The sequence below is a fragment of the Tunturibacter gelidoferens genome (assembly GCF_040358255.1).
Classification (GTDB): Bacteria; Acidobacteriota; Terriglobia; order Terriglobales; family Acidobacteriaceae; genus Edaphobacter; species Edaphobacter gelidiferens.
The window spans coordinates 1,860,619-1,880,235 of the sequence record NZ_CP132938.1 but is presented as its reverse complement, the minus strand read 5'-3'; the positions used below and the strand labels follow the sequence as shown (position 1 = coordinate 1,880,235).

Below are 19,617 nucleotides of genomic sequence, written 5' to 3'. Positions count from 1 at the left end.
GCGCAGCCTTCGCGCGCGGTGGAAGAGATGACAGCATTTCTATGGAGCGCGGAGGCCATGGATGCCTTTCATGTAGCCGGAGCAGCTTACGGCGATCAACTCGCGCAGATCCGTATGCAGCAGGAGAAGGTCCGGGATCGACTTTCTATCGTTATTGTCGGCCGGGATGCTCCCGTCGAACAAGATCTGTTTCGTCATCTGCGTCCGCATGGAACCTGCTTCGAAAATGTCCGTGCCACGGGCGGCCTGAAGGCAGTCATGTCGCTTCTGGAGAAGCGTGCACAGGCTGACCCTGTTCCTTATGCCCACTGGTACGTGGACGGTGGACAGACGGAAGATATGCGCGCTCTAACGGGTGTTATCTCCATCTCTTACGGAAGCCTCGCGCCAACGCGGGCGCAACTTGCTTCAATATATGGTTACTGCACGCTCGTTAGGCTCGGTTGGTCCGGAAGAGCTGCGCAGCAGGATGATGCAGATGGTGCCGACACAACTCGGCAATTCGCCGGGGGGTTCAGACGAAGTCCTTCGTCACTTCGAACTAAGTATCTTGACGGAAGGGGCCGGCACACAGATCTTCAGCACGACGTTCGTCCAGTGGACGGCCCGCGAGTTGCTGCGACGTGCACGTCCGGACACGCTGGTTCTGCGATATGCCCCGCGGCAGGCAGAACGGCCGATGAATGAGTTGATTTCGGTCGAAGATGCCGAACAGGAGCTGGACCCGCGCGGATCGCTGGTTGACGCTGAGATGGGCGCCTACTACACCTGGATCAACCTGAACCGGCTGCAGGGTGAGGAAAACTGCCGGTTCATTGCGTGGCACGAGTCAGGTACAACGGCAATCGTGGTATCTCCTACTCTTGCGAAAGGAACGGTTTCGACACAGTCCTGCGATGTCGAGCAACTTCTTCGTTGGTCGTTGGGATAAACCACCGAACGATCTTTTCCGAAAGCCGCCTCACTTCCGCAGGGCCGCGCGAATCGTTTCGGCGGCCTGATCACCCATGAAGACCGCGCCTGCGGGTCCAAAATGTACTGTGTCCTCGTAGGTGTCCAGATGCCTCATCATGAGCGCGTGCTGGTCATCAATCGTGATCCCAGCCGAAGAGAACAACGCGAGGGCAATCCGGTTCCGCTCGTTGATTCGCTCATTCGTGGCGCCATTGAAAGCTTGGATCTGCACGGGCGTGATCGTCGCCCAGATCATTGCATGATGATTCGAAGCGATCTGCTCAACGCTGTGCAGCAGATCAGGCAACGCAGCCTTGTACTGCGCCTCTGTGTAGTCCCATCCATGCATACCGTTGTTGAAATGAACCACTTGGAAAACGACATGCTCCATGGCTGCGAACTCCTCAATTTGTCGCGGAAGTCGCGGATCCCCCACTGAGGTGGAGACGGCCATGAGATAGACATTCGCGGCCCCTTTCAAGTCCTTCGTAACTTCAGGAAAGTAGTTACGCGTGATGGAATCTCCGAGCAGCAGCACGTTTGGAAGAGCCGGATCTGCGCGCAGTGGCCGCACCTCCCACGTCCACTCAATCTCTTCCGGAATGGAAGTCTGTCTCTGACCCTGGGCAAGCAGCGTCGCTCCGGCGAGCAACGCTGCTATCGCAATGGACCAGTAAATAGCTTTGCGGTTGCCATTATGAGTCAGGTTGCGCAGACGCGTGGATACGTGCAAATCATCCTCCTGATGATGACTGCTCTTAACTTAGCGCACGAGCGCTCATGATTACTTCGTGCGGGTCAAGGTGAATGCCAGCGCCTGAAAATCGCCGCGGAGTTTGAGATCAAGCCCATGATTCATCCAGTACGAGCCGGAAGCGGCGGTGGGCGTTCCGTCGCCAACGTCTCCGGCGATCATGGATAGGGTGTAGGTTGCGTTCTCTTCGAGTCCGCGGAGCTGAAGGAGCGGAAATGGATAAAGCTCGCGGCTGGAATGAAGGAAGGCAAACGTGACAGCTTGTTTGCCATCACGTGCAACAGTCTCCGTGACGGACTGCTCGCTGTTGTTCTCCGGAGTAATCAGCCGGTAGAGAGAACCGCGTTGAACCGTTTCACGAATGGACTTGTATGCAGCGACCATCTTCCGGGCCTCGTCCAGGTCTTCGCGCGTCCATTTGTTCAGGTTGGCTCCGATGCCGAGCGACCCCTGCATGGACGACAGGAAGCGATACTCGAGTGAGAGTGACCGACTGTTCACCCAGGTGGGTGAGTCCGTCACCCACGCCATCATGACTCCGGGCGAGTACGCATAGGTGAAGCCGTTCTGGATGAGCAGCCGGTCGAAAGCATCGGTGTTGTCAGAAGGCCAGACTTCATCGGTGTAGCGCATGACACCTAGATCAACACGGCTACCACCACCGGAGCAGGACTCGATCTCCACATTCGGATGCTTCTGCCGCAGCTCGGCGAGGATGGTGTAGAAGTTATTGGTGAAGTCGACGTAGACGTTCTTCTCTGTGTCGGGCGCAACCGCCGGCCAGCCGGGTTCGGACCAGTTACGGTTGTAGTCCCACTTGAGAAAGGCAATGTCGTTCTGTGTGAGCAACTTGTCGAGAAAACTGTAGATATACGCCCGCACATCGGGCCTGGCCAGATTCAACACCAGCTGGTTGCGTCCCTCGGTCCGCGGACGATCTGGGAAGTTCAATACCCAGTCAGGATGATTGCGGTAAAGATCGCTGTCTGGGTTCACCATTTCAGGCTCTACCCACAGACCGAAGTCCATGCCTAGAGAGTGCACCTTATCGATGAGCGGCTTGAGACCGTGCGGGAACTTTTGCGGGTTCACGTACCAGTCGCCGAGGCCAGCATGGTCATTCTTGCGTTCGCCGAACCATCCGTCATCCATCACAAAGCGCTCGACGCCGATGCTTGCAGCTTTTTCGGCGAGCGCCATCTGGCCAGCCTCATTTACGTCAAAGCCAGTTGCTTCCCACGAGTTGTAGAGGACGGGTCGCAGCTTTAGCTTGGGATGGCGAGGCAAGATCGAGTCAATTTCGTAACGATGCATCAGCCGCGATGCACCACCGATGCCGTGGTCAGAGTAGCCTCCATAGAAGTTCGGCGTGGTGAGCTTTTCGCGAGGCTTGAGCAGATAACCGAAGTCGAAGGCATTCGGGCCGCCGGTAACGCGCACTTGTTGGAGTTGATCCTGCTCCACAGATATCTGCCATGACCCGCTCCAGCCGAGAGCGCCGAACCATACCTCACCTTCATCCTGATCGCCTGCGCCTTTGCGGTCGATGGCGAACCACGGATTATTCTGTGCGCCGGTTGTACCGCGGCGGCTCTCGAGTACGGTTTTACCGGGCTCAATGTGCCGCTCCTGCACGTTCCATTCGCCCGCCCAGCGGCCGGTGAGATAGCGAAGCCGATAGTCGGTGCCACGCGGGAGACTCCACGTGCCTGCTGCAATCTGTTCCACCGTGAACGGAGCATCGGTGCGATTTTCTACCGTTGCGGAGCGGCGAAGGATTCCCGTATCCTCATCCGCCTGGTAGTCAAGCACGACATATACCTCGCGCGAGATGTCTTTCATTACTACGGAAAGCCTATCTCCATCAATGTGATGCGAAACGTACTTCAATGCAAGGTCTCGGTTGCCGTCCGGGAAGGTGATCTTCAGATCCGGGTCGACATAGAGTCCACCTCCCCACCCTACATACTCCTGTGGAGTGACGGTGACGGGAAGTTCAAAGGATGAAGCCTCAGGCGTACTGTGTGCAGCAGCAAAGTGATCGCTTGCAGTGAGATGCTTGCCCCAATACAGGTTCTGGAGCCCCTTTACTTCGTTAATACCGAACACATAGGTGCTGTCAGCGGCATCGATGCGAAATACACCAGAGGTGGAATCGAATTGGATGGTAGCCGGCGTGGTTTGGGCGCTCACGTTGAGGGCGACGCAAGGAGATAGGGCCAGTGCCAGAGCGGCGATACGTACCCGGAGAACCGAAATGGCAGTGCAACAATTCATGAATACAAGCTCCTACGTTTGGGTGGCAGAGTCGGAGATGACGGCCGCTTTATCGAGGAAGTTCTCCGGCCGCAATCGGACCTGTTGACCGGCTTGCAAATGAATTTGAGTGATTCGGTCGCGATAGCGGACGGGGACTGACCCGCTTCGTCTCGCGCCGATCGTAGCTGAGCTAAGTTTGCCGTCGCGCCATTTCACAGCGACCACATAACCACCTCGTGCGCAGAGACCACGAAAGGCTCCATTTCTCCACGGTGTTGGCAGCGCAGGTAGTAACTCGATCTCGCCCTCTTGAGACTGCAGCAGCATCTCGGCAATCCCGGCGCTTCCAGCAGTGTTACCGTCGATAGCGAAGATATTCGAATCAGCTCCGGCCACACCCGCGCTGGAGTATGTCATTAAGTTGTCGTCCGCTGCTTTCGCGATGAGACTTACGAGATGCCGGTGAGCCTCTTCGCCCTTTAGCAATCGTGCGTAGTAGACCACCAGGTTCGCTCGGCCCCACTCACTCTGTTCCCAGTGCGGCGCGCTCATGCGACGCTGGATCGTGACTTCGGATGCACTGGCCAGTGCAGGAGTGGTGCGCGGCGAGATCTGATGCAAGGGATAAAGCGACGTGAGATGCGAGGTGTGACGATGGTTCGGTTCGGCGTCCTCGAAATCTTCCATCCACTCCTGCAACTGCCCGTGCCGGCCGATCTGTAGCGGCGGCAGCTTCGCACGGGCTGCCTCCACCCGCGAGCGCAGGTCGGCGTCGGTCGATAACGTAGCGCAGGCCTCCACGACCATGCTGAATAAGGCGTGAACGAATACGCGGTCGATTGTATTTCCCATCGACTCCGAGGCGTGTTGCCCGGACGGAGTGATGTACCAGTTTTCCGGTGAGTCGGACGGTCCAGTCACAAGCCAGCCATGTTTCGGCTCCTCCACCATGTACGCAAGGAAGAACTCGGCGGCTTCACGGAGTACCGGATACGCCCGGGCTCGAAGAAATTCTGTGTCGCGCGTGAACTCATAGTGCTGCCACATCTGCGTGGCAATCCAAAGGCCGGCTGTCACGACGATGCCCCACCCTATGCCGCCCGGTGCGGTGTAGCCCCACGGGTTGGTGACCGTATGCGCGACCCAGCCGGGTGAGCCGTACATCTCCCTTGCAGTCGCCTTACCTGCGGAGGCAAGACCTTCAATGAGCCCGAATAGCGGAGCATGACACTCTGAAAGATTGCAGACCTCTGTCGGCCAGTAGTTCTGTTGGGTGTTGATGTCCAGATGGAAATCGTCGGTCCACCCCATGCTGCTGGCTAGCCCATCGTTCCAGATCCCCTGCAATGCAAGTGGAAGAACAGAGTCCGCGCGAGAACCCGCAATCGTGAGATAGCGACCGTATTGAAAGAAGAGAGTAACAAGCTCGGGATCGTCGCCACCGTCCTCAAGAGCCCTGCGGCGTGCGTCTGTTGGCTGAAGCCGCGTGCTCTCGGAGCTGGAGCCAAGGTCCAGCGACGTGCGGCGATACAGGGGCTGATAGTCCTCGAGGTGCGCCTGGCGAAGTTTTGCGAACGACTTGCCTGAGGCTCTTCGCAAAGCCTCTCGCGATGTCTTCTCTCGGTTGTCTCCGCGAAAGCTCGTGCCGGTGGCCAGCAGAATCGTTACAGCATCCGCGCTGGAGACAGTGATGCCCTGAGCCGTCGCGGACGTCGCACCTCCCCGGGCAATCACCTGCGCTCGAATCTGGATTGCCACCCCGTCATGACCGCTGCTGTGCTTATGTTCGAAGCAGCTTCCGTTGAGTACTAATGTGTCCTGCCCCTCTGTGCTTGTCGTATTTGGGATCTCGCCCTTACTGAAGGTCATGCGAAAGGAGATCGCACTTCGCTGGTTAGCGGTCAGCTGTAGCGCGATTACACCGTCAGTATGCGTTGCGAAGATTTCGCGCACGAATTGAACGCCGCCGCATTGGAACCGAACCGCAGCGATAGCGTCGTCCAGGCTGAGGGATCGTCTGTACTCCACCGGCTGGTCAACGTGCTCGAATGCAAGTTGTAGATCCGGCAGCGGCAGGTTGGTACCGAAGTTCTTCATGCGGCCGGGAAGGTATTTGCTGCATAGCGTTTGCGCTTCGTCGTACTTGCCTGCAAAGAAGAGCTCACGTATCTCGCGCAGGTGTGGGAGCGCTTCCGGGTTGACCTCACCTTTTGCGGGGGCGCCGGACCACGCTGTCGAATCTGACAACGCGATCCTCTCGTTCTGGATGCCACCGAAGACCATACCCCCGAGGCGGCCGTTGCCAACAGGCAGCGCCTCGAGCCAGCGCTTTGCCGGCTGTTTGTACCAGAGTTCTTCGGCGATTGCTGTCGAGCCCTTCTCCAAAAGACCGGCGGACGCGTGCTGCAGGGCAACCAGCGCCAGACTACCTTGCATGAAGCTGCGTCTGTCGATACTCAACCGCCTCTCCTCATCTGTTCGACTCCACTCCATCCCAAAGAGGACGATGCCTCCGACCGTCCGAGGACCCCTCCCCGGTCAGAAAACACTCGACTCCGTAAGAACATAGGGACTTGGAGGGCCGTAAAGAGTACCGCCCTCCAAGCGAGCTAGAACGTGTACTTCAGCGAGAGCTGAAGGAACCGAGCATCAGGTGTGTTGTTCTGGAAAAACTTCGTTCCCGTGATCTGGCCAGCTTGCGGTCCGATACCGGTATTCGCAGGATTTCCATTCGTTGGGTGGTTGAGCAGATTGAAGGCGTCGGCGCGGAATTGCAGCGATTGTTCGCGGAAAGTGGGGAAAGTCTTGAACAATGACATGTCCACGCGCGAATAGCCGGGGCCATAAATCTGGTTTGAGCGACCGCCAAGAAACGCGACAGCGGACGCGTAATCCGTGACGACAGTTGAACCCGTAATAAGGTTTCCCGGCAAAGGATTTATGAAGGCACAGGGGTTATACCAGTTCGTCCGTGTCTTTACCTTTGTAGGACAAGAAGTCAAGCTGGGATTATTAGCCGTGTCTGGAGTCCCGCCCGACTTGAACGGATCACCAACGAGGAGGGCACGCGCGGTTCCACCATTCGCAGTAGAGATGCTCGGCGACACTGTGAAAGGAGTGCCAGTTTGCACCGCAAAGACCACGCTTGTGGACCAGCCGCCAACGGTATATTCCGCGAGACGGGAGTTGTTCAGGAACGCGCGGCCCTTCCCGAACGGCAGTAGATAATTTCCGTTCAGCGTGAAGCGGTGACGAATGTCGTAAGGCGAGTTCGTCCATTCCTGGCCATACGGAATCAGCGCCATGTTGCGGTCACCGACTGCTGTCGAAAGTCCGCCCGCGTCGCTTGTGTCATCGAGCGCGTGCGCATAGGTGTACGTCGCAAGGAAGGTCAAGCCGTGCGACGTACGCTTTTCCAGCTTGGCTTGGAGTGAGTTGTAGTTGCTATCGCCGCCGAAGTGGATTGTTCCAATGCCACTGAGGTCGGGAAATGGTTGGTACTGCTGCGTCGATACGCCGGGAGCAAAAAGACCGCGTATTGTGTTGGGATCGTAGTAGGTCGAGAGGTGTCTGGATGAGTTGGCGACGTAACTGACGGTCGCGGCCAGGTTCGGGGTGATGGACCGCTCCACCGTGAGGCTGTAGTTGATGGTGTAGGGTGTCTTGATGTTCGGATCAATGCCGTGCAAGCCGGGAAAGGATACGAAGTTCTGCAGTCCAACCCCGGTGGCTGCAACCAGACCATTCTCCAGCGAGATGCCCTGCGACAACAGCGATGGACAGCTCCCTGAAGCGCAGTCCGGCGTTGGGAGATTGGCTCCGTTTGCCCAGGGGAAGTTCGTTCCCAGATTGGTGTTGCCCTGGCTCTGCAGGCCACCGTAGAAGAGTCCGAAGCCGGCGCGGACGACGGTCTTCTCATCAGTTCGGAACGAAGCACCCAGGCGCGGCGCGAAGTTAAAGCTCTGCCCCGTCGCCAGCCGATCATTGTCGTTGTACTGCAGTGAGACGTGGTCCTTGGCCAGCACGGCGAGGAACGGCGCGCCGAGATCCTGATTGCGTGACCGGCTGGGAAGCTCATAGATGCCCGTTCCAGTACCGATGCCCAGATTGCCTGTCGAGATGAAGTTCGCCTGATTGCCGGCGTTCTCCTTATATGGCTCATAGTGGTCATAACGGACGCCAATATTGAGCGTCAGCCGTGGCGTGACCTTCCAGTCATCCTGCAAATAAGCTGCGTTGTACCACTGCGAATCATTAATCGGCGGGCTGTTCGCAATGGCGGCGGAGTTCATTTGCCCAAGCAGAAAGTCCGCCGGACCTGCGCCTGTTGTGATGGAACTTCCCACCTTACCCGTGTACTGGCCGTTGAAATAGTACTGGCCAATCGGGTTCGGGGCGTAGCGATCGAAGACGCGAATCGATTGAAATGATACGCCCGCCTTGAGGGAATGGTTGCCAATCGTGCGCGTGACGTTGTCCAGGATTTGATAGACGTTCTGGGCCTCGTCCTGTGTGCCAACCGAACCCCACTGGTTGATCTGGATCGGACCATATCCGAAGTAGCCCAGTGGAATGCCACCCAGTCCGGGACCGTTGTTGGGAATGCCACCCAGTCCAAGCGATGCCGCCAAGGAGTAGTCATTGGCGTTGGGTTGGTGATATTGCGAGACGATCCAGTTGTAGCCAAAGCGGAACTCATTGACGAGGTTCGAGGTGAAGGCATGCGATTCGCTGAGCATGAAGTTCTCAGCCAGATTCGTATCGTTCGCACCGCCAAAGCCGCCGCCATCCAGCACCGGACCAAGCGGCAGGCCGTTCGTCTTGATCTCGTGCGCGTAGCTGAAACGCACGTAGGCCTGGTCCTTCGCGCTTATATTCCAGTCCAGTCGCTGATCCCACTGTACCGTGTTATCCGTCCGAGCGAGGTTCACGCGGTAGTTGTTGTAAGTCAGTCCCGATACGCCGAGGTTCGGCTGTGGGTACATGTTGATGATTTTCTGCGCAACGGGATCGATCTGGTTCTGGCAAATCACATTGTTAACACCGTTACAGGAAAGCGTGGTCGCGCCGCCCGAGTTCGGCGCATAGAGCTGAACCGGCACACCCTGGTTGTTGAGATTGGTGTTCAGCAGTTCAGAGAAGTTGCCGGTGCGCATCAGCGCTGTCGGAACCGTGGTCGTGGTGGGTAAGGCTACCGAGATTCGGTTGGCCTCGACGTCGCCGAAGTAGAACAGGTGGTTTTTCCAGAAGGGCAGGCCGATCGTACCGCCGAATTGGTTCTGGTGATAAGGCGAAATGGTGCTTGCGTCCCAGTCCTTCGAATCAAGGTTGGTATTGCGGAGATACTCCCAGAGATCGCCGTGAATGGCATTCGTTCCAGACTTTATGCTGGCGTTCATCACCGCGCCGGCGGAGTGACCAAACTCGGCGCTGAAGTTGCTTGTCTGGATGCTGAACTCGGCGAGCGCATCCGGGGGCGGACGCATTACGAAGCTCGAACCGTTGAGGAAGTCGATCAGATTGGTGTTATTGTCGACACCATCCAGGACAAAGTTGTTTTGCTCGGCGCGCTGACCATTCGCAACGAAGTCGCCCGTACCGCTGCCGCGGGTGCCTCCGAACGGAGGTGCGACGCCAGCCGTCAACTGCGCGATGTAGACCCAGTTGCGACCGTTCAGCGGCGTGTTGTTGATCGTCTCTGTGCTGATGACCTGTCCTACCGCAGCTTCCTGAGTCTCCAGCAGAGGGGCACCAGTGGTCACCGTGACCGTCTCGCTTGTAGCGCCCGGCTGTAGCTTCAGGTCGATGTTAAGGCGCTGCTGAATATCGACGTGCAGGTTCTGCTGCTTCGTGGTCGAAAACCCGGGTGCGGAGGCACTCAGTGTGTAGTCGCCGATCTTGATTGGAGAAAAGACGTAGACACCGCTCTCATTGGCCTGGCGTTGCAGCACTAATCCTGTTTCCGGGCTCGTAAGCGTAACTTTCGCATTTGGGATCGCCGCACCCGAAGAGTCCTGCACGACACCTGTGATAGCTCCCTGATCCACCTGGGCATGTGCTGAACCGCATAGGGATAGAAGAAGGAGCAGCCAGAACATCGGCCACGACTTCCCTATCACCAGAAGACGCTTTTCAAATCTTAGAGCCACGTTTTCGCCTCGCATGTATATTTGCCTCCAACCTGCGCCGTAGATTTGCTCCTCGGCGCCTTGCTTCTGACTTCCGCAATTCCTGAGACCTCTGCCACTGACGGGTTGAATAAAATCTCGAGTGGTTCGAATTGCCTGAGTGGTACCCGAGTTGATGTTTCGCATACAAAAATGAATCCGGTTACATTTCGATGAGAAAAGTACAGAAGCCGTATCTCGTTTGTCAATGAAAAATTAAAAGCACAGGTGAAAAATGACTAGCTCCTCGCTGCACACATGCTCAACCCCGCCTCTACAGGCTTCTGCTATCCTTCGCCGGAAGCAGGATTGACGCTTGAGGTTGGAAGCAATGCTGAGATCAGCGTGCGGCCCATGGATCATGGGCCGCGTCAATACTCCAGTTTATAGGTGCGGCCAATATACGAAAAGCTAGAACCATCCTCGAACTTCTATTGCCCGGATATCTCGCAGCCTCGCTCCTGATCGGATGGGCAGCGAGGCGCAGATTTCGGGGAGCAAACTCATACCTCAACGCGACCCGATCCCTGCCTTCGGGTGTTGTCGTGCTCTCTTATGTCGCCGCTAACTGTGGAGCATTCGAGGTTATAGCGCTAAGCGCGGTAGCAGCCCAGTATGGGGTAGTGGCGTTTCACTTCTATCTGATTGGTGCTATCCCGGCACTCCTGTTTTCGGCACTTCGATTTCTGCCACTCTACCGTACCCTTTCGATCCGGAGCGTGCCGCAGTTCCTGGAAATTCGCTACGGACCCCAAATGCGTCTCCTGAATGCTTGCGTGGTCGCCTGTTCCCTCCTGCTGCTGGGCGGGGTGTCGCTTTTCGCTGTAGCCCAGTTTCTCGAGGTGGCAGTCGGATGGAGCTTCATCACTGGAGGCGTCGCCACTGCGATTGTCGTGCTGGTTTATATCCTTTTAGGCGGACTTCGCGCGACTATCTACAACGAAATGCTACAGCTCACCGTGGTGCTTCTCGGACTCCTGCCTATCGGCTTTCTAAGTATTCGGTACCTGCTGGTTACAACCAGAACGGACCAAGTCTCGCTGGGCCACCTGTGGGTGGGTATGCCGACCGCGTCTGTGTCCAGTCCATTTGATGTTCTTGGGCTAACCGTGGGCTTAGGATTCGTACTCGGGTTCGGATACTGGTGTACCGATTTCGTGCTGATGCAACGCGCCTTCACTGCCCGCACGGAGTTAGCAGCGCAACAGGTGCCTCTGTGGAGCGGATTGGCGAAGCTCTTCTTTGCCCTGCTCATCGTTTGCCCGGGATTGGTCGCAGCACGCCTCTTCACTCAATTGGGCACCACCGCACGATACGAGCAGGCTATCCCGTTGCTAATGCAAAGGGCATACGGCCCAGTCATGCTGAGCGTCGGATATACCGCACTCGCCGCCAGCCTTCTGTCAGGGGTCGCTGCCAACGTCGCGGCATTCGCTTCAGTATGGACAGAGGACATCTATCGTACGCAGCTATGTCCCGGCCGTCGCGAAGAGCACTACCTGATCGTTGGCCGTTGTGCGGTTGTTTTTGCCGCCACTCTCGCAGTTCTCGATTCCTCCATCACGTTCTACTTCAGCAACATGATGGAGCATGTGCAGCTGATCTTTACTATCTTCGGCACACCGTTCTGGGCGATCTTTCTGGTCGGGATACTCTCTCCGCGCATCACAACGCGGGGCGCTTTTGCTGGCTTCCTTGCTGGAATGTGCGCCTCGATCTTGCACCTGACACTCTCTATCTCAGGCTATCTGCGCTATGGATCGATGATGAGCGCCAGCTTTCATTCGGCCATATACGCCTTCTTTGTAACCTGCCTTGTGGCCGTGGGCGTCAGCATATTCGGGCGGTCAGATTACGAATCCGGAACAGGGCCAACGCGGTGGTCACAGTTGAAATCAACTCACCGGATGTATAGGTCGACGTGGGTACTCGCGATGATACTCATTGCTCTCTTGCTTAGCCTTAACTGGCTGCTCCGATAAAGACGTTGAGCATGCAATGTGGGATTTAAAGAGCGGTGCGGGTTGGTTTTGGACTTGTTCAAGCGATGACCTTCGTCGTCTCTTCGGACTTTCAATTCACGGGCAGTCTCCCGCCGATAGCATGAGTAATCTCCAGGCAGGCCTGCTTCAGGATCTTACTTCCTTCGGCAAGACCTATCTTGGACTCGTTGTATTGAATGTAAGGAACCGTCAGAGCTCCGATGGCCGAGGCACGCTCATCAAAGATTGGACAGCTGATGTTGACAACACCACGGACCAAATAGCTCGGTTGTGTCTCATGCCCCTGCCGCCGAATGCGGGACAGGTGTTTCTTTAGATCTTCGGGAACCTTTTTACCCGTGGTGCTCTTCCATTCGGTCAGAGTGCGCTCAAGCTCTTCGTCTCCAAGGTGGGCAAGAATTACGTAACCAGACGCTGCTTCCATCAGGTCCACCGTCGAGCCGAGTTTGACGTAAAACCCCACCGGCGTCGGCGCATTCACCTGCGCAAGAATCGTAACCTGAGCACCTTCAATGATGCCTATGTGGCACGATTGATCCATTTGTTGCGTGACACGATGGATCACTGGCAGAGCTTCGGTGATTAGCCTCTCCGTCGGCGGATGCTCCTGTACCAGCGAGAAAAGCTTCAACGTCAGCGCGTAGCGATCGCCGTCGGTCTGTGCAATGTATCCTCGCTTTTCCAGACACACCAGCATGCGGAATATCTCAGACACTGTGCGATTAAGATGGCGTGAGATGTCGCTTTTGCTCAGGGCACCCGGATGGTGAGCGAGCAGTTCAATGACATCCAGCCCCTTTTCCAGAGCTGGCGTAGCATAAGTATTCTTGGCCGGTTTAGAAGCGGTCTTCACGGTTTTTCTGGATGCCATATTGAAGGGTCGAGAGGCGAACTCAGAATAGCAGATGCCTTTGCAGCCTACCGCCGAACAGCCTGACGTGCCGCCATCACTTTGCCGAGTGGCCAGCCCTCCTCCGATGACCAATAGATTCCATGAGGAAACGCATACGTCTGGAGCGACTCCGGCTTGATCTCAATGCTGTAGCCTGGCACCTCCGGCAAATAATATCGTCCACTCCTTACATCGACCGGGGTCACGAAGTGTTCGTGCAGATGGTCGACAAACTCAATGACCCGGTCCTCCATCGTTTCTGAAACGTACAGAAAATCAAACGCCGAGAGATGCTGCACATACTCGCAAAGCCCAACGCCTCCGGCATGTGGACAGACCGGAACGCCGAACTTCTTGGCCATCAGAATGATTGCCAGGTTTTCATTCACGCCCGCCACGCGACAGCTGTCGATCTGACATACGTCAATCGCTTCTGCCTGCATCAACTGTTTGAACATTACCTTGTTGTGGCAATGCTCGCCAGTCGCAATACGTGTGGGCTTTGTCTCGCGGCGAATCCGTGCGTGCCCAAGAATGTCGTCAGGGCTAGTTGGTTCCTCCATCCACCACGGTTGGAGCTCCTGCAAAGCGCGAATGCGTGTGATGGACTCTTCTACTCCCCACTTCTGATTGGCATCGAGCATCAAGCGGTTTTGCCAACCGATCGCCTCTCGTACTATGCGGCCACGGCGAAGATCGTCTTCGGGATCTCCTCCGACTTTCAGTTTGAAGTAGGTCCATCCGTCAGCCAGTGCTTCTTGCGCAAGTCGACAAATCTTCTCATCACTAAACCCGAACCAGCCCACAGAGGTCGTATAGGCCTGATAGCCTTGCGTGCGGAGCAGCTTCAAACGACCAGGCATCGTCTGCTTCGCCGCGCGAAGAATCTCGAGTGCCTCATCTGGCGAAAGAGCATCATCGATATAACGGAAGTCAATGGTAGATACGATCTGCTCTGGCGTCATATCTGCGAGCAATAACCAAAGCGGTTTCTCTTCCACCTTGGCGTAAAGATCCCACACCGCATTGATCACGGCAGCAGCAGCCAGATGAATAACACCCTTCTCTGGTCCAAGCCAACGGAACTGGCTATCTTCGAGCAGTTGACGGGAAAACGCCGCGAAGTTCTCCGTAATCTCGCTCAAACGACGTCCAACGACAAAGCGCGAAAGATATTCGATCGCTGTAACGCACAGTTCCGTTCCTCGGCCAAGCGTGAACGTGAGACCATGTCCACGAAGACCGCTGTCCATCTCCAGAATGCAATAAGCAGCGGAGTAGTCTGGATCTTTATTGACCGCGTCAGAGCCGATGCTGTACTTCGAAGTAGGAAAGCGAAGATCAATTGTGTGGACCTGAGTAATACGAGGATCGCTGACGTTCATGCTGCTGTCCACCCTCCATCGATTGCAACGACGGCACCGTTGATAAACCCGGCTTCTTCCGAACAGAGATAGCGCACAAGGGACGCCACATCCTCAGGAGTGCCTAGGCGGCCGATCGGTTGACGAGACACGAGTTGCTCACGAACCTTCTCTTTTTCGTGTGCGTGATACTTCTCCAGATAGCCTTCGACGAATGGTGTTTGCACAGTTCCCGGAGCAACAGCATTCACCCGCAACTCCTTCGGGTAATCCACTGCAAGCTGTCGCGTCATTGCCAGCACCGCTCCCTTGCTCGCGCAGTACGCAAAACGTTGCTTTACCCCAACCATTCCAGCGACCGAACCGATATTCACAATGCTTCCATGAGCTTGCAGAATTAGAGGCAACATCGCCTGCGTCACAAGAAAAATGGAGTAGACATTTACCTTCATTAATCGGTCAAAATCCTCGTAGCTCACCTCTGCGACAGTTCCTACATTCCCGATGCCTGCGTTGTTCACCAGAATGTCGAGCCTCGGCAAACTAGCAGCAGCGGCTTTCACGCTGGCCTCATCGGTGACATCGATCTGCAGTGCTGTTCCCTGCTTCAGCTGGTCAGCAAGCGACTTAGCCGCCTCGAAGTTGAGATCTGCAACCACCACTTCTGCGCCTGCACGGTCCAGTTCGCGGCAGGTCGCGGCTCCAATGCCGCTTGCTCCGCCAGTCACCAACGCTGATTTTTTATTCAGCCCAAATGCTTCTGCCACGTTGTCTCCTCCACGTGTGGTGATGGATTAAGCCTCGGCTCGCGTCCTGTTACGAAGCTTGCCCAGCCCTGCAATCGTAATTACGATCTCTTCGTTATCGCGCAGCCAGCGCTGCGGAGTGCGTCCGAGACCCACTCCCTGCGGAGTTCCTGTGCTGATAATGTCGCCAGCTTCGAGTGGAGTGAGCGAAGAGATGTGTTCAATGAGCTGAGGGATACGGAAGATCAGGTTCTTCGTATTGGAGTTCTGTAGCACCTCCCCGTCAATCGCAAGCTGTATATCGAGCGCATGAGGATCGGCAATCTCATCGCGTGTAACCACTGCAGGTCCTAACGGAGTGAAGGTAGGAAAGCTTTTCCCCAGCGTCCACTGCGAGGTCGCAAGCTGCACGTCGCGCGCGCTGACATCATTCACAATCGTGTAGCCGAAAACATGTTTTTCCCAGTCACGCGCAGCAATGCGATATCCGGGCTTGCCGATTACTACAGCAAGCTCTGCTTCATAATCAGGCTGCGCAGAGTTCTTCGGCAGGATCACCTCGGTATCCGGTCCTGTCACCGATGACGAGAGCTTCATAAAGACCGTCGGGACCACGTGTACCGTCATCTTCGATTCAGCGGCGTGCTCCTGATAGTTTAGGCCAACAGCAAAGATGCGCGGTGGCCGTTGGATAGGAGCTAACAGATGGATCTCGTCAAGTGCATATGACGCGTTGCTACTCGTGGCGCCGCGGATAGCCTTGAGTGCATCTGCATCGCCCTCAATCAACTCCAGCGTGCTGCGAAAGCCATATTCCGTGATGTCGTACACCTTTTTTGACTCAAGCACGCCGGGCCGAGGCATACTGTTTCCTTGCGCAAACGTTACTACTTTCATGAGCTCCTCTGATTCAATTCGACTCCTGACGTCAGATCATCATTACTGTTCGCAGGATAAAGGCTTTTCAAACTACAGCGTTCTCGTTATATACAGCAGAGACCAGAATACGCAATATTATATGCGGAAAATTGTTTTTACTAGTAAATGATATTCTGGCCTGCGCCTGAGTTCGTCCAGAGATCGAGGCGCTGAAACTTGGCACCTTAACGGAGTCATCACTTTGCGTATCGATAGTCATCACCATCTCTGGAGATACGACCCGGCTGAGTACGACTGGATCTCGGATGAGATGTCAGACCTCCGCCGCGACTTTCTGAATTCGGAGCTTCGCTCGCAGCTTATCGAGGCAAAAGTGGATGGAAGCGTCGCGGTCCAGGCACGCCAAAGCCTCGAAGAGACGCAATGGCTCCTCGAAATGGCGCAGGAGGCCCCTATCCTCGGTGTTATCGGATGGGCGCCGATCGCGGCAAAAGACTTCCCTTCGATTCTTGACGATCTGAGGCAGAATCCTCTACTGAAGGGCTTGCGCCACGTCGTTCAGGCCGAACCTTCTCAGTTTCTAACAAGCGTTGACTTCCAGAGAGGAATTCATCAGCTCGCAGGGACCGGCCTTGTCTACGATCTTCTGGTCTATGCTCATCAGCTTCCCGAGGGCATTGCGTTCGTCGATCAGTTTCCTGCTCATAGCTTCGTTCTCGACCACATGGGCAAACCTGCCATTGCGCGGCATGAAATAGATCTCTGGAGTCGCAATGTCCGCGAACTGGCCCAACGACCAAACGTCACCTGCAAGGTATCTGGACTCGTCACAGAGGCGAACCCAGCGACGTGGACCCCGGAGTTGCTACGGCCTTATTTCGATGTGGTGCTTGAGAGCTTTGGCCCAGAGCGTCTGATGATTGGAACAGATTGGCCTGTCTGCACCGTCGGTAGCAGCTACTCGGAATGGTGGCATATTGTCGAAGGGTGGACAGCATCGCTCTCCCCTTCCGAGCAGGCCTCCATTCTCGGTGAAACAGCAACCCGTGTCTATCGACTCTCCGGAGCAAGCGCCTGATGCATCCTTCTCTCCCTTTACGGACCGCAGAGACCAGCGAGATCTCGTCCTTTCTTCCAAAAGGCCTCATGCGCCCCTTTATTTTGGCTACCGGCCTGTTCTTTCTCTGGGGTGTCCCCAACAATCTGAATGACGTTCTGATTCGCCAGTTTATGAAGTCGTTCGCCATAAGCCGATTCCAAGCTGGGTTGGTGCAATCCGCTTTCTATCTTGGCTACTTTCTTCTTGCCCTGCCTGCTGGATTGCTCATCAAACGATACGGTTACAAATCGGGTTTTATCACTGGCCTCCTATGTTTCGGTCTGGGTTGTATGCTCTTCTGGCCTGCGGCCATGACCAGCAGCTATGCCTTCTTTCTCAGCGCACTCTTCATCGTGGCAAGTGGCCTCGCCTTTCTGGAGACTGCAGCCAATCCCTTCATCGCGCAGCTAGGTCCAGCCACCAGCGCAGAGCGCCGACTGAATTTTTCACAGGCTTTCAATCCTATTGGTGCAATCAGCGGCGTCCTTATCGGGACACGTTTCATCTTTTCCGGGATCGAGTTGACACCAGCGCAAAAAGCATCCATGCTCAGCAGCGGCACATACGTTGCCTATCTCCATCACGAAACCCAGCGAGTCGTCACTCCATACTTAGTGCTTGGTGTCATCGCTCTGGCCTGGGCAACTCTGATTGCTGTCACCCATTTTCCCCGCATCCCACGAGTAATTGAAGCCGCCGCTCCGTTATCCGGTTCGTGGAAACGACTGTTTCGTCATCGTCTGCTGATGTACGCCATCGTCGCGCAGTTTTTCTACGTGGGCGCGCAAGTTGGTACATGGAGTTACTTCATCCCATACGCCCAGGAGTACACCCACGTCTCAGAGCGCACCGCCGGACTTCTGTTGACTGGAACCCTTGTAGCCTTCGGCATCGGCAGGTTCGGCTCGGCGTATATCATGCAATGGCTAGCTCCCGCAAAGCTTATGACGGCCTATGCCATCCTGAACGTTTTGCTATTGGCTATTGGGATCTTGGCCTCCGGCTGGTATGGCCTGTTCGCGATTCTTATGACCAGCTTCTTTATGTCGATCATGTATCCCACCATCTTTGCCATTGGCATTCGCGGTATGGGAGAAGAGACAAATCTCGCCGGATCACTGATCGTCATGGCCATCCTCGGTGGCGCTATCTTGACCCCCGTTATGGGACTCATCTCCGAATATTCCGGCAGCATGGCTGCTGCATATCTCGTCCCCGCCGTCTGCTACCTAGTAGTTGCAGCGTTCTCATCACAGACCCCCGCCGTGGAGACTACAGCATGATCCAGGACTCAGTCCTTTCCGCGATTAAGGCGCACGCTTCGCCGCCAATGCCCAAACACAGCCGCCCTATCGTTATCATCGGGGCGGGAGGCATCGTTCGGTCCGCACATCTGCCTGCGTACCAAAAAGGCAAGTTCTCGGTCATAGGTTTGATGGATCAGAGTCTTGAACGAGCAGAGTTACTGGCTAAGAGTCACGCCATCGCTCGCACCTTTGACAATATCGACAGTGTCGTGCAGTTCGCGCCCGATGATGTCGTCTACGACATCGCCGTACCTGCTTCGCAACTATCGCATATCCTTCCTCACATTCCTGATGGGTCCGCTGTCCTGATGCAGAAGCCTATGGGAGAGACACTCGAAGAAGCACGCATCATTCGCTATCTTTGCCGGACCAAGGGGCTCACGGCCTCAGTCAACTTCTCCCTGCGTTATTCCCCTAACAATCTGGCTATCTCAGCCCTGGCAAGGGCAGGTTTGCTGGGAGATCTCCATGATCTTCAGGTTCAAACCACTACCTATACCCCCTGGGATCTCTGGACCTTCCTCGCCACCGCCCCAAGAGTTGAGATTATGTATCACAGCATCCACTACTTCGACCTGATTCGTTCCTGGCTCGGAAACCCAAATAGCGTGTACGCTAAAACCGTAAACGACCCTCACACAGCTAACTTGGCCGCAACCAAGACCATCGCAATCCTGGACTACGGCGGCAACATGCGGGTTTTCGTTGCGAGTAATCATCACCACAACTTTGGCCAGAAGCATCAGCACAGCTTCGTCCAGTGGGAAGGTACTCGTGGTGCGGCTCGCATCAGCATGGGCTTGAATCTGGACTACCCAATGGGGGTTCCCGACACAGCCGAGTTTGCCGAGCGGGGATGCACTGAGGACTGCTGGCAGGCACTTCCAGTTGCCGGAGCTAACATTCCCGACGGCTTTATCGGGACGATGGGTGCCCTTCAGGCCTTCGTCGAAGGCTCAACATCCAGCCTCCCAACCCACTACGAAGACGCCTTTCAAACCATGGCGCTGGTGGAAGCGCTCTACCGCTCCAGCGAGCAAAGCGGAGAGGTTCTGCAGCTTGGTGACTGACACTGTCTCCAAGTGCAGCCAATGAAAAGAGCTCAATTAGAGGAACGAGTCGCTTTTATGGCCTGCGAACCCCAAAAAAGACTCATGTCATCCTGGACATACTCAGTAAACATCTGATTATTA

General features: G+C 55.8%; 14 protein-coding genes. 5 read left to right on the top strand and 9 right to left on the bottom strand.

Annotated elements, in window-relative coordinates; translation table 11 throughout:
* Positions 1–39: 39 nt before the first annotated feature.
* Entirely contained in the window at positions 40–198 is a 159-nt protein-coding gene (locus tag RBB81_RS08485; RefSeq protein ID WP_353073376.1) for a hypothetical protein, read from the bottom strand.
* 280 nt (positions 199–478) lie between these two features.
* Here RBB81_RS08485 and RBB81_RS08480 point away from each other — a divergent pair, with 280 nt between their 5' ends.
* Positions 479–931, top strand: a complete 453-nt coding sequence (locus RBB81_RS08480; RefSeq protein ID WP_353073375.1) for a hypothetical protein — start codon at positions 479–481, stop codon at positions 929–931.
* Between the two features lie 30 nt (positions 932–961).
* Here RBB81_RS08480 and RBB81_RS08475 read toward each other — a convergent pair whose 3' ends face one another.
* The 4 genes from RBB81_RS08475 to RBB81_RS08460 all read right to left on the bottom strand — a co-directional run bounded on the left by RBB81_RS08475 (position 962) and on the right by RBB81_RS08460 (position 10,116).
* Positions 962–1,687, bottom strand: coding sequence for an SGNH/GDSL hydrolase family protein (locus RBB81_RS08475; RefSeq protein WP_179581526.1), 726 nt, complete (start codon positions 1,685–1,687; stop codon positions 962–964).
* 51 nt (positions 1,688–1,738) lie between these two features.
* Positions 1,739–3,985, bottom strand: a complete 2,247-nt coding sequence (locus RBB81_RS08470) for an alpha-galactosidase (protein ID WP_353073374.1) — start codon at positions 3,983–3,985, stop codon at positions 1,739–1,741.
* Positions 3,986–3,997: 12 nt separating this feature from the next.
* Positions 3,998–6,427, bottom strand: a complete 2,430-nt coding sequence (locus RBB81_RS08465) for a glycoside hydrolase family 95 protein (protein ID WP_353073373.1) — start codon at positions 6,425–6,427, stop codon at positions 3,998–4,000.
* A gap of 149 nt (positions 6,428–6,576) precedes the next feature.
* A complete protein-coding gene (locus RBB81_RS08460; protein ID WP_353073372.1) occupies positions 6,577–10,116 on the bottom strand; it encodes a TonB-dependent receptor in 3,540 nt (1,179 codons plus the stop codon).
* A 563-nt stretch (positions 10,117–10,679) separates the two neighbouring features.
* Here RBB81_RS08460 and RBB81_RS08455 point away from each other — a divergent pair.
* Complete coding sequence (locus RBB81_RS08455) at positions 10,680–12,116, top strand: sodium:solute symporter family transporter (RefSeq protein WP_423248070.1); 1,437 nt, start codon at positions 10,680–10,682, stop codon at positions 12,114–12,116.
* Between the two features lie 91 nt (positions 12,117–12,207).
* Here the strand turns inward: RBB81_RS08455 and RBB81_RS08450 are convergent, their stop codons facing one another.
* Genes RBB81_RS08450 through RBB81_RS08435 form a run of 4 tightly spaced genes read right to left on the bottom strand, consistent with a single transcriptional unit; the run spans position 12,208 to position 16,036 of the window.
* A complete protein-coding gene (locus tag RBB81_RS08450; RefSeq protein ID WP_179581523.1) occupies positions 12,208–13,008 on the bottom strand; it encodes an IclR family transcriptional regulator in 801 nt (266 codons plus the stop codon).
* Between the two features lie 47 nt (positions 13,009–13,055).
* A complete protein-coding gene (locus RBB81_RS08445; RefSeq protein WP_353073370.1) occupies positions 13,056–14,414 on the bottom strand; it encodes an enolase C-terminal domain-like protein in 1,359 nt (452 codons plus the stop codon).
* The gene (locus RBB81_RS08440; RefSeq protein ID WP_183789857.1) at positions 14,411–15,160 is read right to left on the bottom strand and encodes a glucose 1-dehydrogenase; all 750 of its coding nucleotides are present in this window, start codon (positions 15,158–15,160) and stop codon (positions 14,411–14,413) included. Before RBB81_RS08440 ends, RBB81_RS08445 begins: the two co-directional genes overlap by 4 nt.
* 27 nt (positions 15,161–15,187) lie before the next feature.
* Positions 15,188–16,036 (bottom strand): fumarylacetoacetate hydrolase family protein, encoded by an 849-nt coding sequence (locus tag RBB81_RS08435; RefSeq protein ID WP_353073369.1) that lies wholly within the window; start codon positions 16,034–16,036, stop codon positions 15,188–15,190.
* Between the two features lie 223 nt (positions 16,037–16,259).
* On the opposite strand from RBB81_RS08435, the gene RBB81_RS08430 reads away from it, so the two are divergent.
* From RBB81_RS08430 to RBB81_RS08420, 3 genes are all read left to right on the top strand, one after another.
* A complete protein-coding gene (locus tag RBB81_RS08430) occupies positions 16,260–17,096 on the top strand; it encodes an amidohydrolase family protein (RefSeq protein WP_353073368.1) in 837 nt (278 codons plus the stop codon).
* A gap of 68 nt (positions 17,097–17,164) precedes the next feature.
* Positions 17,165–18,400 carry an L-fucose:H+ symporter permease gene (fucP, locus tag RBB81_RS08425; RefSeq protein ID WP_353073367.1) on the top strand — a complete coding sequence of 412 codons (1,236 nt, stop codon included), beginning with the start codon at positions 17,165–17,167 and terminating at the stop codon, positions 18,398–18,400.
* Complete coding sequence (locus RBB81_RS08420) at positions 18,397–19,494, top strand: Gfo/Idh/MocA family protein (RefSeq protein ID WP_353073366.1); 1,098 nt, start codon at positions 18,397–18,399, stop codon at positions 19,492–19,494. Before fucP ends, RBB81_RS08420 begins: the two co-directional genes overlap by 4 nt.
* Positions 19,495–19,617 lie beyond the last annotated feature (123 nt).

Coding starts and splice junctions, on each gene's coding strand:
- RBB81_RS08445 (WP_353073370.1), bottom strand. CDS start 14,414: ATGAACGTCAGCGATCCTCGTATTACTCAGGTCCACACAATTGATCTT.
- RBB81_RS08470 (WP_353073374.1), bottom strand. CDS start 3,985: ATGAATTGTTGCACTGCCATTTCGGTTCTCCGGGTACGTATCGCCGCT.
- RBB81_RS08485 (WP_353073376.1), bottom strand. CDS start 198: ATGACGAAACAGATCTTGTTCGACGGGAGCATCCCGGCCGACAATAAC.
- RBB81_RS08420 (WP_353073366.1), top strand. CDS start 18,397: ATGATCCAGGACTCAGTCCTTTCCGCGATTAAGGCGCACGCTTCGCCG.
- RBB81_RS08480 (WP_353073375.1), top strand. CDS start 479: ATGGTGCCGACACAACTCGGCAATTCGCCGGGGGGTTCAGACGAAGTC.
- RBB81_RS08435 (WP_353073369.1), bottom strand. CDS start 16,036: ATGAAAGTAGTAACGTTTGCGCAAGGAAACAGTATGCCTCGGCCCGGC.
- RBB81_RS08450 (WP_179581523.1), bottom strand. CDS start 13,008: ATGGCATCCAGAAAAACCGTGAAGACCGCTTCTAAACCGGCCAAGAAT.
- fucP (WP_353073367.1), top strand. CDS start 17,165: ATGCGCCCCTTTATTTTGGCTACCGGCCTGTTCTTTCTCTGGGGTGTC.